11 protein-coding genes are annotated in these 14,369 nt (G+C 48.4%); 7 read left to right on the top strand and 4 right to left on the bottom strand.

All coding sequences use genetic code 11. The annotated features are described in order from the left end of the window. Positions 1–227 precede the first annotated feature (227 nt). Together Q0L39_RS04065 and Q0L39_RS04060 are read left to right on the top strand one after the other, a co-directional pair. Complete coding sequence (locus Q0L39_RS04065; protein ID WP_296627055.1) at positions 228–1,649, top strand: TlpA disulfide reductase family protein; 1,422 nt, start codon at positions 228–230, stop codon at positions 1,647–1,649. A gap of 117 nt (positions 1,650–1,766) precedes the next feature. After that, positions 1,767–2,651 (top strand): helix-turn-helix domain-containing protein, encoded by an 885-nt coding sequence (locus tag Q0L39_RS04060; RefSeq protein ID WP_296627054.1) that lies wholly within the window; start codon positions 1,767–1,769, stop codon positions 2,649–2,651. Positions 2,652–2,723: 72 nt separating this feature from the next. On the opposite strand, the gene Q0L39_RS04055 is transcribed toward Q0L39_RS04060, so the two are convergent. Next, positions 2,724–3,326: a DUF3267 domain-containing protein gene (locus Q0L39_RS04055; RefSeq protein WP_296627053.1), complete on the bottom strand. Its 603-nt coding sequence runs from the start codon at positions 3,324–3,326 to the stop codon at positions 2,724–2,726. A 151-nt stretch (positions 3,327–3,477) separates the two neighbouring features. On the opposite strand from Q0L39_RS04055, the gene Q0L39_RS04050 reads away from it, so the two are divergent. The 3 genes from Q0L39_RS04050 to Q0L39_RS04040 all read left to right on the top strand — a co-directional run bounded on the left by Q0L39_RS04050 (position 3,478) and on the right by Q0L39_RS04040 (position 6,472). After that, the gene (locus tag Q0L39_RS04050) at positions 3,478–4,848 is read left to right on the top strand and encodes an MATE family efflux transporter (protein WP_296627052.1); all 1,371 of its coding nucleotides are present in this window, start codon (positions 3,478–3,480) and stop codon (positions 4,846–4,848) included. A 75-nt stretch (positions 4,849–4,923) separates the two neighbouring features. Then, positions 4,924–5,808 (top strand): MBL fold metallo-hydrolase, encoded by an 885-nt coding sequence (locus Q0L39_RS04045; protein WP_296627051.1) that lies wholly within the window; start codon positions 4,924–4,926, stop codon positions 5,806–5,808. A gap of 187 nt (positions 5,809–5,995) precedes the next feature. Then, positions 5,996–6,472, top strand: coding sequence for a GyrI-like domain-containing protein (locus tag Q0L39_RS04040; protein WP_296627050.1), 477 nt, complete (start codon positions 5,996–5,998; stop codon positions 6,470–6,472). A gap of 78 nt (positions 6,473–6,550) precedes the next feature. Here Q0L39_RS04040 and Q0L39_RS04035 read toward each other — a convergent pair whose 3' ends face one another. The 3 genes from Q0L39_RS04035 to ypeB all read right to left on the bottom strand — a co-directional run bounded on the left by Q0L39_RS04035 (position 6,551) and on the right by ypeB (position 10,710). After that, positions 6,551–7,081 carry a GNAT family N-acetyltransferase gene (locus Q0L39_RS04035; RefSeq protein ID WP_296627049.1) on the bottom strand — a complete coding sequence of 177 codons (531 nt, stop codon included), beginning with the start codon at positions 7,079–7,081 and terminating at the stop codon, positions 6,551–6,553. Positions 7,082–7,113: 32 nt separating this feature from the next. Then, positions 7,114–8,895 carry an NFACT RNA binding domain-containing protein gene (locus Q0L39_RS04030; RefSeq protein WP_296627048.1) on the bottom strand — a complete coding sequence of 594 codons (1,782 nt, stop codon included), beginning with the start codon at positions 8,893–8,895 and terminating at the stop codon, positions 7,114–7,116. Positions 8,896–9,339: 444 nt separating this feature from the next. Then, a complete protein-coding gene (gene ypeB / locus Q0L39_RS04025) occupies positions 9,340–10,710 on the bottom strand; it encodes a germination protein YpeB (RefSeq protein ID WP_296627047.1) in 1,371 nt (456 codons plus the stop codon). Between the two features lie 223 nt (positions 10,711–10,933). Between ypeB and Q0L39_RS04020 the strand changes: the two genes are divergently transcribed. Then, entirely contained in the window at positions 10,934–11,524 is a 591-nt protein-coding gene (locus Q0L39_RS04020) for a TetR/AcrR family transcriptional regulator (RefSeq protein ID WP_296627058.1), read from the top strand. Positions 11,525–11,973: 449 nt separating this feature from the next. After that, positions 11,974–13,986, top strand: a complete 2,013-nt coding sequence (locus Q0L39_RS04015; protein ID WP_296627046.1) for a hypothetical protein — start codon at positions 11,974–11,976, stop codon at positions 13,984–13,986. Positions 13,987–14,369: the final 383 nt, after the last annotated feature.

Genomic DNA, 14,369 nt, shown 5'->3' with positions numbered 1-14,369 from the left:
CACAGACAACAAGCCCTTTCGGTTGCTTAAACAATTTTTACTTTCAAATATTGTCTAACTTTTGGGGGTCACTTCAATTGGGCGGCTTTTTTAAACAGATTTGCTGTGAAAGGCAGGAAATCGGTTGACGCAGGTAAAAAAGAAAGTGTATAGTTAAAAGAAAGCAGGAAAAATACTGCGCTGATAGAAGAAAATAGAATATCCGGTTCAGGAAGGGGAATGTAAAGATGAATTTTTCCAAGAAACTCTGCCGGCTGATCAGTCTCTTTTGTGCTGCTGCGATTTTGCTGGGCACGTTAGGCAGCGTTCTGGTGATGGTGACCAGTGCAGCGGAAACAAGATATACCGGCTACCCGACAAAGATGGTGCTGGGAGAAAAAATCCCGCAGGATCAGTTCTATGATGAGAACGGAAATGCGAAAAAGATCAACATCACAGAAGGACAATACACACTGGTGACCTATTGGGCAAGCTGGTGTTCGGATTGTCAGCATGAATTTGATCTGCTGCCGACACTCAAACCGGTATTGAGCGAATATGACAACGTACAGTGGTATCTGATTGACTATATTGATGGAAAGAAGGAAACCAAACAGGACGGTGTAGATTTTATCAAGGCTCAGCAGCCTGGTCTGCCGGTGCTGTATGACCACGATGCAAAATCCTTCCAGTCGCTGGGCATTACCCAGATTCCAACGACATTGCTGCTCAATCCAGAGGGAGAGATTATCTATTGCTATCCGGATGTGATCGAAACGAAAGATCATCTGCGCGCAATTCTGGATTATGCGACAAAAGGTGCGGATGCACAGACGCTGTCCTATGTACAGAGCAATCTGCTCAAGGCAGACGGAACAGTCAAAAAGGCTGCAACGGTGAGCAGCACCAGTTCCACTGCACAGAGCTTTCTGGCACAGTATGCGGTCAACAGTCTGAACAAATCGCTGCTGGATACCCAGAAGCAGTGGGTGGACACAAACGGTTCGACTGGAGATTTGGGCGATGATCTGCGTCTGCTGCAGGCGATGAGTGCATGGAAGGGATATGAGACCCAGGCAATGGCACTGCGTCAGGCTGTTCTGAGCAAGGTGAAGGACAGCAATTTCACCGGAGAGGTTGCGCTCAGCGACCTGAACCTGTCGGCAATCGCACTGCTGGGTGACGAGAAATTAAGTGCAAATGCACTGTCGCTGGTGCAGAAGGGTTATCTCGGTGCAGAGTTTCCGCTGTACTGCACCTCCTACAATACAGACAAACAGAGTTACAAAAAGACGGTGATCGACACCACCGAATCCCTGATGACGGTATATCATCTGGCACAGCAGGGCAAGGTGAAGAAGGCGACGCTGGAATGGCTGAAGGAGACGATGAACACCACCGGCATCTATGCAAAGTACAATGCGGATGGAACAGCCATTCAGAGATACAGCTATGAGACACCATCTGTTTATGCGTTGATAGCGTTGATCGGACTGGAAACAGGGGATCAGGAGCTGTTTACCGATGCACTGATTCAGATGGAGCAGTGCAGGACCTTTGATGCAGCAGGTGCAGCAAACGGCAGTTTCAGCAGCAAGGCAAGCGATCAGGCATTAGAACAGTGCTTACCGCTGTATGTATACTCGGTGATGGAGCAAAAAGGAATCTAGCAAAATAACAAACGGCACAGGACAAACTGTCCTGTGCCGTTTTTGCAGAAGAGCAGAAAAAGTCAAGAAGGAAAGAGGTAGAGTGACTATAATGGAGACAGAAAGGAGGAGAGAAGAATGGATTGGATAGAAACAATCCAGCAAACGGTGGATTTTATAGAGGAACATCTTACAGAACAAATCGACAGTGATCTGCTGGCGCATCAATGTCACGTTTCTGTATACCATTTCCAACGGGTGTTCGGAGTTTTAAGCGGATACAGTGTCGGGGAGTATGTCCGCAAGCGGCGCCTTTCCTGTGCAAAAGAAGAATTGCAAAACTCTTGCGCATCTGTCTTGGAAATTGCTCTGAAATATCAGTATGAATCATCAGAAAGTTTTAGCAGAGCATTTCGCAAATTTTACGGGGTAAATCCATCCGTTGCAAGAAAGAATCATCTTCCGTTAAAATCCTTTGAGCGTTTGACGTTACAACACAGAAGGGAGAAAGAAGAAAAAATGAAGTATCATATTCAAACAGCAGATACGATGTATTTCCTTGGGTACAAACGGAGATTTTCGGGAGTACCGTCTGATCGAGACGAGCAGGAGAAAAACTTTTTCATACATACCAGATTACAGCAGTTTGCGTTACAGGGTTTGGTCAAGGACTGTGAAACCTCCTATACGCTGATATCAGGAGTCAGTGAGGAGGCATACGATTTTTACATTGCAGCGCGGTATAATCATTCGGATTGCTGGCTGACCGAACAGCGTTATCAAAACATTATAAAACTCAATCCAGAGATCGACCAAATGTTTGAAAAGATTGTTCTTCCTGCTGCCACCTATGCAGTGTTTGAAACAGAACCGTGCGATTATCCGACCGAAAAACAGACGCAGCTTCGCAAAGAAATCCTGACAGAGTGGCTGCCTGGTTCGGAATTTCAGCTGGCGCAGGGAACAGAAGTGGCGATGATTCGCTGGCTGATGGGAGCAGAAAGGGAAAAAAGAGTGATCTAGCTGTGGATGCCGGTGGAAAAGCGATAAATAGAAAGGACCCTCAGAGTAATCTGAAGGTCCTTTCTATTTATCTTATCGGGTAAAGGCAATTAGTCCAGGCTCGGTGGGATGATCGACGACCAGAACCTCCTTTTGAGGAAGCAGGAGCAGCGCAATCGCAAGGTCGCCAACAGCAAGTGCTATATTGACAGCACCAAACAAAACAAGGTCAGGAAACGGAAACAGCATCGAAAGAACAATCGCTCCGACACCCAAAATCAGACAAGGCATCAGTGTGCCGATCAGATAAGCTCCTTTTTGCAGCGGTTGAGCACAATGACAGTAGGGAGTCAGGGTTTTGAGCTGGAATCCGAAATGAATACTGTGAAATCCGTCTTTACAGAAAAGGCTCCAGGTAATGCCATGGATCAACTCGTGTACAAAGATGGAGAGGATAAGAGCAGGCAAGAACCAGCCTGCAAACTGGATAGCAACAAAATTTCCTGAGAAAAACCCCCATCGCAGCAGATAAAGAAGAAGTGGTACAGCAATAATCGGAACGATGAGAAGTATCGAAATCAGATTGAGTTTCTTGGCAGAAATAATCAGCGATTTTTGGTGATAACCCTGCTGTTCCATCTGGCGGCAGGTAGTTTCAAATATAGTAAATTTGGAAGGTTTTTCTGTTTTGGCCATATCATTTTTCACTCCTCTTTTTAAAAACAGAATACAATACCGTTCTATCCGTGTCAATTTAAATTTTCAAAAATTTATTTAAAATATCTATCGACATTCTTGCGCAGTTATGCTATATAAATAAGGAGAAATCATGGAAGGGTGGATGTGTATGCAGCAAGTGGAAAACAAGGAAAACCAAATTATCAGTGGAGTCATCTGGAAACAGCTGCTGATTTTCTTTTTCCCGATCGTTCTGGGAACCTTTTTTCAGCAGATTTACAACACGGCGGACACAGTGGTTGTGGGACGTTTTGTCGGAACCGAGGCGCTGGCAGCCGTTGGCGGATCGACCAGCCAGATCATTAACCTGATCGTCGGATTTTTTACCGGTCTTGCCTCCGGTGCAACGGTCGTTATCTCGCAGAACTACGGTGCGAAAAATCCGGACGGTGTACAAAAAGCTCTGCGTACCGCCTACGCTCTTTCCATCGCCGGAGGCCTTTTGATTTCGATTGTGTCGATTTTACTGACACGGCCGCTGCTGGAGATGATCAACACACCATCAGATGTTATAAATCTGTCGGAAACGTATCTGTGCATCTACTTTGCAGGACTTATCTTTGTCTTTATCTACAACGTAGGCGCAGGTATCCTTCGTGCAGTCGGCGACAGCCGCAGACCGCTTTACTTTTTGATTGTCTGCTGTATCATCAACATTATATTGGACCTTGTGCTGATTGTTTTCTTTAAGATGGGTGTAGCGGGCGCAGCGATTGCAACTACCTTTTCTCAGGGTGTCAGTGCGGTACTGGTTACCATTACATTGTGCCGCTCGACCGATATGTTTAAGCTGCATCTGAGCAAAATCCGTCTGTATGTGCAGCCGATGGGTATGATCCTCAAGATCGGTCTGCCAGCTGGATTGCAGTCAGCAATGTACAGTGTTTCTAATATCATCATCCAAAGTTCGTTAAACACCTTCGGTACCGAGACGGTAGCCGCATGGACAGCCTTCAGCAAGATTGACTCACTGTACTGGATGATCAGCGGTGCATTTGGTATCGCGATCACTACCTTTGTTGGTCAGAACTATGGCGCCAGAAAGTTTGGCCGAATGAAGAAGAGTATCAACATCTGTCTGGGAATGGACTTTGGCAGCTCGGTAGTCATCAGTGTGCTGCTGCTGATTTTCGGTGGATTTGCTTTCCAGCTGTTCACCACCGATGCGCAGGTTATCGACATCGGTATGAAAATCCTGCATTTTATGGCTCCTGCATATGCGGCATTTGCGTTTGTGGAAGTTTATTCCGGTGCGCTGCGCGGCACAGGCGACGTCGTTTTGCCGATGCTGATGACCTGCGGTGGCATCTGTGCTTTCCGTGTCATCTGGATTCTGTTTATCCTGCCGCTGAACAACACACTGGAAATGATCGTGTACAGCTACCCAATTTCCTGGATTCTGACCGGACTGCTGTATATCCTGTATTACTTTAAGAAAAGACAGCAGTTCCCAGATACGGATGAACCAACTGAGGCATAAACTGGAGAAAATACATGATAAAAAACCTCCGCATTTGATGGCGGAGGTTTTTTATCAAAAGAAGGAGGAAGAAAGATGCAGACAAAATTGGTTCTGCTGGGAACAGGAACTCCTAACGCCTGTCCCAATGCCAGCGGTCCTTGTTCCGCGGTCGTGGTAGGAGACAGAGCTTATCTGGTGGATTTTGGGCCAGGTGTGGTTCGACAGGCATCCAAAGCTTACTACAAAGGAATTGATGCTTTGCGTCCGGATTTGTTGACGGTGGCGTTTTGTACCCATCTGCACACCGACCACACCGTCGGTTATGCGGACCTGATCTTTACTCCGTGGGTATTGGAACGCTCACAGCCGCTGCAGGTCTACGGTCCGAAGGGAATCAAGTCGATGACCGAACATCTGCTGGCAGCCTATGCTGTGGACATTGATTTTCGTATCCACGGCTTTGAGAAGGCAAACGAGGTCGGCTATCGGGTACAGGCGGAGGAAATCGGCGAAGGGATCATCTACCAGGATGACCGCGTACAGGTGGAGGCATTTTTGGTCAGCCACGGCACATTGGAGAGCTATGGATACAAGTTTACCACCGTGGACGGAAAGGTGATTGTTATCAGCGGAGATACGGCTCCGTTGGACATTGTGGCGCAGAAAGCGCAGGGATGTGACATTCTGCTGCACGAGGTGGAATACAGCGGCGGACTGTCCTCCCGAGAGCCGAAGTGGCAGAAGTATCACCGTGAGGTACACACGCTGAGCGTGGATCTGGCGAAGGTAGCACAAAAGGCGCAGCCCAAACTGCTGGTGACCTACCACCGCATTTACCACATGAACATTCAGGACAACACAAAGGATCTGGATGCAGAGATGGATTGGCGATGCAAGGCCATTCTGGAGGAAATCCATCAGGCAGGGTATTCTGGACCGGTGGTTAACGGACAGGACCTGGACATCTTTACGATATAGAACAAAAGAAAAAGCAGTTTGCTGTGCCCGTGGAATAGGAAGCACAGCAGCTGCTTTTTGTTTTTTACAAAATGAAGTCCCCCAAAATACAGCAGCAGACAAATTTTAAATGGGTAGTTGAAAAACATTTTAATTGGGGGTATTCTGTCTGTGGCACCGGTGTACGAATAGGAAGCGGAGAAAAACAATGGCATTTTTTATTCAAATGAGAGAGGAAAGATTAAACCCTGTTCGGGTGATCTATACACGTCGAGTAGGAGCATACGGAAAGGAAAATGCAGTTCTGATGCAAAGATGGAAGGAATGGCTGAGAGAACATAGTTTATTTGGGTCAGACAGTGTGATTCTTGCCATTGCGATGGACGACCCAGCGATTACAGAAGCTAGTCAATGCAGATATGATGTCTGCATGATCGCCGGCGAGTCTGTAAAAGTGTCAGGGAATGAAGTTTACAGCAGGGAACTTTCGGGCGGAAACTATGTGGTGTTCTTAATTGAACATATCAGTCAGGCTGTTGAACGGGCATGGTCGGAAAGTTTCGGATATTTAGGACGAATGGGCTATACGCTGGACCTTACAAGGCCGGTAATGGAACGATATGCGAAAAGGCTGGTGGACTGGCATCTATGTGAACTATGTGTACCGGTGAAAGAAAGGGAATAGAAGCGAAAGAAAAGGACGTATCATCTGCGATGCAGGTGATACGTCCTTTGAAGTATTTGCTGTTTTTAGGCAATAAGGTTAAAATACCGAGTCCATGACAACATCCTTTAAGAAGGAAGCAAAGCTCTGATATTCCTGCGGAAGTAGAACATCTGGGAAGCTCATTACCAGTAAAGGATGGGACATGAAATGAGGACGGTAGGGCGGATGCAGGTGGGAATAGGGATTTTCCACAAAGCCCAGCGAGGTATAGAACTGTTTGCGTCGACAGGAAATATCATCTATCGGGGGATCAATCTCCAGCAAGGTGTGAGGATGCTGCTGCAGAAATATTTTGATCGCCTGGGAGCCGATTCCCTGTCCCCGAAGGGAAGAAAGGATGGCAAAATGTTCGACGTAGCACAGCTGGTTTATTTCCCAGTAAAAGAGGATGCCACAGAAGCGGTTATCCGAAAGGATGACATCGCAGTGATACTGCGGATGGGAAAGGATACGACGCTGGCTGAGAGAAAGGCGCTGTTCATGCTGAGGGAAGCTGGTGGCGTACAGAGCGAATGCTTTGTCGAAATACAGATGGGACGGGTCAGTAATACGGGAAAATGTAATCATAAGTCAGCCTCCTTTCAGGACAGACAGAGGGATTATTCCACAAGCAGGCGCTTTTCCAGCTCCAGATCAGGAGTTACATAGGCGGTCTGATAGCTGACATAGATGACCATGCCAGGTTTTGCGCCGCGAGGCTTTTTAACATTTTTAATGAGGGTATAGTCCACCGGTACCTGAGAGGACTCGGCAGCCTTGGAGTTGACAGCAGCAAGGATAGCAGCCTGATGCAGGGTGGTATTAGGGACTTCCTTACCATCACTGACAACGATTGTATGGGAGCCTGGGATGTTTTTGGTGTGGAACCAAACATCCCGTCCGCGGGATTCTTTGAGGGTGAGCTGGTCGTTCTGCACGTTATTGCGTCCGACCAGAATGGTGAAGCCATCGTCCGACAGGTAACGTTTGGGTTTGAGCTTGAGTTCCTTTCCTTTTTTAGGAGTATTTCCTTTATGGCGGAGGTAACCCTGTTCGGCAAGCTCGGTTCGGATGGCGGTCAATTCGTCGTTGGTCTGTGCACGGGTGAGTGCGTCAAAGACCGAGTCGATGTAGACGGCTTCCTGCTGACCTTCTTCGATCAGCTCGCGCAGTTTCTTTTCGGCGGTATCGGCCTTGCGATATTCCCCGTAATACTTCTGCGCGTTCTGCGCCGGTGTTTTGCGAGGGTCCAGCGGGATGGTGATTTCGCTCTGGTTTTCGTCGTAGAAGTTGACGAGGGTAACCGAATGATCGCCTTTCTGGATGGAATAGAGGTTGGCGTTGATGAGGTCGCCGTAGATTTTCCAGGTCTCGCGGTCGGAACAGTCGGCCAGCTCCTTTTCCTGCAGGCTCAGCTTGCGGGCGATACGGTCGGCGGTATTGGCGAGTGTCTTGAGCAGATCTGCACTGCGGTGCCGCATCCGCTGGATGTTGTCCCGCTGGGTATAAAAGTCATCGAGCAGCTGGCTGTAGCTGTCGTAAGTGCGGGTGAACATGGTGCCGCCGTACTGATGGATGTCCATGAAGGAGAAGTCCACCGGCTTTTTGCGGGCGTCGATGACACTGGTGGGAGTACCGGTATAGTCGCGGGCCATCTCAATGACACGACTCAGGAAAAAGCGCAGGCGGTCATAGTGATCAGGTGTCATCTCCGAGATGACACCGTCGTTGCCGAGAAAGACATAGTTTGCAATTTCGCGGCAGACGATAGGAGAGACGCCCTGCACTGCAGAAAGCAATGCCTTGGAAAGCGGAACATCCTTGCCGGTGCGCAGTGCCTGTTCGATCTGCTCAGGAGTGGTGTCGATCAAGTCGAGCTTATTCTGAGCTGGCGGCAGGGTATAGTGGACGCCTGGGAGGATGGGACGTACCGAGGACATGGTGTCGTCGATGCGCTTGATCGAGTCGATGACGCGGCCGTTTTCATCCACAAGGATGATATTGGAGTGGCGGCCCATGATCTCGATAGCGACGGTGAGATGAACCAGGTCGCCCATTTCGTTGCGGGTCTCAAAGATGAGGTGCAGGATACGGTCCAGGCCGATCTGCCGAAGCTCAATGAGCTTGGCGCTGCCCAGGTATTTGCGCATCAGCATACAGAACATGGGAGGAGATTTTGGATTTTCAAAGGAGGAGGTGGTCAGGTGCAGGCGCGGGCTATCGGCGCCGGCAGACAGGTAGAGTTTGACGCTGCGCGCGCCGTCAGCGGTCGGCTGCGGCAGGCGCAGGACAAAGATCATCTCCTCGCGGGAAAATTGGTGGATCTTATCAATACGTGCGCCGATCAGACAGCCTTCCAGCTCGTGCTTGATCTGGCGCAGAAGAGTGCCGTCAAGTGCCATGGCGATCTTCCTTTCTATATCAATCGGGTTGAGGTTGTTTGGATGAGTATAGCAGTTATTATATCATAAAAGCGGCGAAACGGACAGAGGGATACTTTTGTATGAGGATGACAGCCCAAAATCAATATCGTGCATGAAGCGCTTTGAGAATCCTGCAGAAGATTGTTAATAGAAAATCAAATAACAAAGGGGAAAATCATCTGATTCGCATTGACAAAGGATAAAACAGAGTGTATAATGGAAATGCAACAGATGGAGGGAAATTTGTTTTGCAAATTTTTATTGGTTAAAATTGCAAATTTATGTATTTCCTGTGGCTGTTGTCCTTTGTTTTGATATCCTCTACAATCAACATAATCCTTCCAAATATCGTGCAGGAAAGGCGTTTCTGCACAAAACAAAAAATCCCCTGACTTCTCACAGGGGATTTTTTGTTTTGTATATTTATTTGGTCAGCATACCATTGGGAGTCTGCAGAAGGATCAAAAGCTGCTCTTCTGCGCCGGTCTGGGTGTCGACATAGCACAGCACCTTATCCCCAGTGGAAGAGCTGCACAGGAATTCGTAGGTCAGCACTTCATTCTGACCGGAGGTGGGAATCAGTGCCAGGCGGGTGCTCTCTACGGTGAGGACGGAGCTGACCGACTGGCGCGCCTGCTCGACGGTGAGTGCGGGAGCTTCAAAGGTGCGGTCGGTATGGTTGACAAGGTAGCCGCGGGCGTCCAGTCCGACAATGGCGCCGTCGCTCAGCGAGACCTCCACCTTGATGAGGTCGGTGTAGCAGACGGTCTGGGTGTCAGGGTGGTAGTAGGCAAAGTTGAGCGTCATCACGCCGTCGCTGGTTTCGTAGTAGGTGTCCTTCATGGAGGTGTAGCCGTTCTTTTCAAGGTAGGCCTGTGCCTTCTGCACGGCCTCGTCATAGCTGAGGTCTCCGCCGGTCAGTCCGCTTTTATCGGTGACAAGGTAGCAGAGATAGCCGCCATTTTTAGTGATGGCAACCGAGTTATTGGCGCCGTCATGGAATACATAAGAAGGCAGAGTGGAGTTTTCCTCCCGCATCTCGGGAAGGTCAACGGTGGTGACGGTGGACAGCTTCTGGCGCGCCTGGTCGACGGTCAGCTCCGGCTGGCCCTCGGTCATGCGCGGTGTACGCTCGAGAAGGTGGTCGGAGAACGGTCCATCATAGATGAGCGTCGGGTAGCCGGTGAAGCTATCCTCCACCTGTTTGAGCTGGGAGGTGGATTCCACGGCGGCAGGGACTGCGTCCGCGTCTGCATCCGCCTGCTGTTCGGCGGCGTTGAGCTGTTCGATGGTCAGCGAGCCATCGGACAGTGCGGTCGCGATCTGGTCCATCTGCGCGCTGAGGCGGTCGGCGTATTCGCGCAGAGAGGCAAAGTTCTGGCGCTCCTCGTCGGTGATGGGCTCGCCGTTTGCACTCTTCTGGGACAGATAGATAGCGTAGTCGCCCGCCTGGGACAGGAATTTATTGGTGTTTTCCAGGGTGGTGTCGGTGACGGGCAGCGTGGACAGCGCCGATTTGGCAGCGGCGGACTCCTTCCACATCTTGGACGAGATCATCGACAGCTGCGGCGAGGTGCCGGCGTACATCCCTTTGACAAGGTCGGAGGAAAGATTTGCCAGGTTATCCGAGGCAAGGTCTGCCGCGCGCAGCCAGGTGTTTTGCAGCGCAGAGCGATAGGTGTTCATGCGGACGTAGGTGATGGATGCCCAGATCGCCAGTCCCGCCGAAAGTATCAGCAGAAAGATGGATACGATCTTGAGCGATGCGGTGGAAATGGGTGTTTCTTTGTTCATGCTCAGCGATCCTTTCTTTGGTTAAGCTGTCTTGAGTATGGGACAAGTTGTGGGAATTATTCAGGAGAATTTATTCTACATTTTTTGGAAAAGTTGTTGACAAACGCTACTCTTACATTTATACTAAAATCAATATACGCTGAAAAATATTTTTTAGCTATATTCTCCATAGACCATGAAGAGTGGAAGAATATTACTATGAAGGAGGTGTTACAGCGTGAATATGGAACGTTTTGAAGACCGTGCAGAGGACCGAAGAATCCGTAAAACCAAAAAGGCTTTGCGTGCAGCCCTGGTGAAATTGTTGAGCAAAAAGAGCATCGACGATATCACCATCAAGGAGCTGACCGAAGAGGCGGATGTACATCGAGGAACCTTTTACCACCACTATCGAGATGCTTTTGACCTGAAAGAACAGGTGGAAGTGGAAATCGAACAGGAGCTGGACGAGATGATCGCAAGCGTGCCGGACAGTGCGCTGGAAAACGGACCGTACCCGCTGCTGCTGAAGGTGCTGTGCTATCTGGAGGAAAACCGAGATGTGGCGCGGATGCTGACAAGCGAGTCGGGAGAACCAAAGATGATGGCAAGGATGTGCGAGCAGATCAGTGTGCGGTGTATGAAGGACAGTCTGTTTGGTGAAGAACGACGGTATGGCAGCCGGTTCTGTGCCGCGGGTATCCAGGGAATGCTGGTGCCGTGGGTGGAGGATGGGATGCGCACGCCGCCAAAGGAAATGGCAAAGCTGCTGGATACGGTGATCACCGGTGGAACAGCAGAAGCAAGAAGTAAAGAGAACGCCGTTGGGGCGTAAGGCAGAGGGCATCGCGAGATGGTCTTTATTTTTTTGTCGCTTAATGTATAATTATTCTTCTAAAAGTATATTAAAGAACATAATTAAAGCATCATGAACGATAAGCGACACCTTGACATATATTTGTGGCAGAAAATAAAATAACAAACCGGCGTTAGAAGAAAATCTCACCGGTTTGTTATTTTTTTGTAATCTTTTAGGCGTAATAATGACAATTTGGTTCAGAAAAATTGGGCCAGCTTCATGAAAATGTAAATTTCTTTGCGAAGTGCGACAAAAAAGAAACGAAGTGTTGACTAAGTGGTATTGCGGCTTTTACCGGTTTGAGATACAATAATGTCAGACACGGAGGACGCGTGGAGGCGGATTCTGTGCAAACAAAAAAGCCTGCGACATACAGTGAATGTATAAATATGCGGGCGAAAATTATTTTAGGAGGAAGAAAGACTATGAAAAAAGTACTTTCCGTAGCTATGGCTTCTGCTATGGTACTGGGCATGGGCGCTAACGCTTTCGCTATTCAGTATGCTAGCGGTTCCAGCGACACAGCTGCTTGGCCAGCAGGTTTCCAGTTCGATGGCAAAATGTTTGTAACCAACAAAGATGGCGACATCGTTACCGGTTCCAACACCAAACTGGACGGCAAAACCAGAATCAACTTCAACGAAGGCGACGTTATCTGGATGCCTCTGTACGCTAACAACCAGAAAGAGTACACCGTTGTAGGTGCTCATCAGGGTTATGACAAAGTAGAAGCTACTACCGTTTCTTTCGATCCAGTTCTGTGGGACGAATTTACTGCTGAAGATCTGATCGCAGTTGACGCAGATGCAACAGTAAAACCATTCGAGTACAGAGACAACCAGAACAAGGTTCTCTACTGGTACAACCGTGATGTAGCAGACACAGCTTCTTATACTGGTTCTCACGGTCTGACTGCTGCTGAAGTTAAAGCAGGTTGGAGAATTGTTAAGATTCCTAACAGAGTAGAAGACAGATACGGCAAAATGGTTGAGAACGTTCGCGTTCTGCTCAACGGTAAAGATGTAACCGGTAAGGGTGGCATCACTGATGCTGTAGCTGGTATTGAATATGATAGTGCAGATGTAAAATTCTCCATCAGCTACGATGCTGCTAATGACAAGTTCAACTATACTGTCGTTTCAGGTGCTTCTCATATAAACCTGAACAACCCTGGTGATGTAGCTCATATTGATGCTAGCTGGCTGTACAAAGTAGGCACTAACAATGCTTATGGTCCAGCTACTGTAAAATATGATCTTTCTTACGAAGCTCTTAATGCTGCAGTTCCAACAGTTGTAAAAGAACTTGCTAAAGTTACCACCGGTGTTTTAGGTGGACAGACAGTTACAATGGACAATGTTGCTCCAGCAGTTGATACTGATGTTGTTCTGAAAGCTGGCGTTGAAGTTGTAGCTAACCTGCCAGAAGTTGCTGCAGTTAACGAAGACCTCGGCGAGATCGAAGAAAACAAATGGGAGACCAGCGGCAACTACGTTGTTAACACCGTTAAATACGGTCACTACACCGGCAACATCGACAAGAACTGGTCCATCAACCTGATCGAAGAGGACAACGGCGTTGCTGACCTCGTTGAGAAGGCTGAGCTGTACAAAGCTGACGAAGTTGACTACCTGTCCTACAAAGATCACACCAACGAAATCATGCCAAACGCTGTATACCTCAAGGTTACCCTGAAAGATACATGGAAACTGGCTAAAGCTGCTGACATGAAGTACTACGTATACGTTGCTGACAACAAGTCCAACAAGAACACCACCAACAAAGTTTGGGTTTCCGGTAAATACGAAGCTTCTGACATCAGAACTGTAGATTTCACCTGGACCAACGACGCTTCCAAACCAGCTGTTTGGAAAGTTGCTAAAGACGAGAACGGCGTAGCTGTATTCGACTTTGCTGACAAAGCATTCTTCCAGGTTAAAATGTACGCTGGCGAGTCCATGTACCTCGACCTGAGCACTGCTTACGATAAAGCAATCGCTGGCGACTTTGACGAAGCTGATGCATGCTTCTCCTTCGACAACGAGAACGCTAACTTCTCCAGAACCGGCACTCTGATCCTCGTTTCCGACGATGCTTCCCTGGTTCCATATCAGGTAACTGAAGACGGTTACACCAAAGTTGACGCTGAGTACGTTGAAGATTTCGCAATCGCTCACACCAACGAAAAAGTTGACGGTTTCGTATTCGAGACCAAAGAGCTCGGCAACTACGTTCTGTCTACTGAAGAAGTAGAAGTTGAAGAAGACGACAAAGATGACAACACCCAGGAAGTTGTTGTTCCAGATGACGACAACAAAGAAACCAACAACAACAGCAAACCAAACCCAGTCACTGGCGCTGAGGACTTTGTAGGTCTGGCTGTTTCCCTGGCAGTTGTTTCTGTTGCTGCTGCTGGCGCTCTGGCACTGAAGAAATAGAAGTAATTTTCCTATCGGAAAATAACTTCGGTAAGGTTTCTTTGAAACCTTACAGTGCATGAAAGAAGTTTTCCTTACGGAAAATAATTTCAAAGCCTAAATAACGGATACCGTCGAGGGAAACCTCGACGGTATCTTTCTATGGAGGGGCTCGGGAACGTGTTCCGAAAACCTCGATTTGATTGATGCCAGTCTTCCGACTAAAAATTTTTTGAAGCAGTTGTCTGTACAGGCAAGGCTTCGACACCCCCTTTGGTTCTCCACCCAAAGGGGGATTTTTTTGCGACAAAAAAGCCCGCTTGACAGCGGGCTTTGACAGGTGATATAATAGGTAGCAGAAGGACGGCTTCCTGTGCTAGAGGACGGTCGTTCCCAAATAAAGT

The sequence above is a fragment of the uncultured Negativibacillus sp. genome, assembly GCF_944388365.1.
Lineage (GTDB): Bacteria > Bacillota > Clostridia > Oscillospirales > Ruminococcaceae > Negativibacillus.
This window is presented reverse-complemented; position numbering and strand designations above follow the sequence as displayed.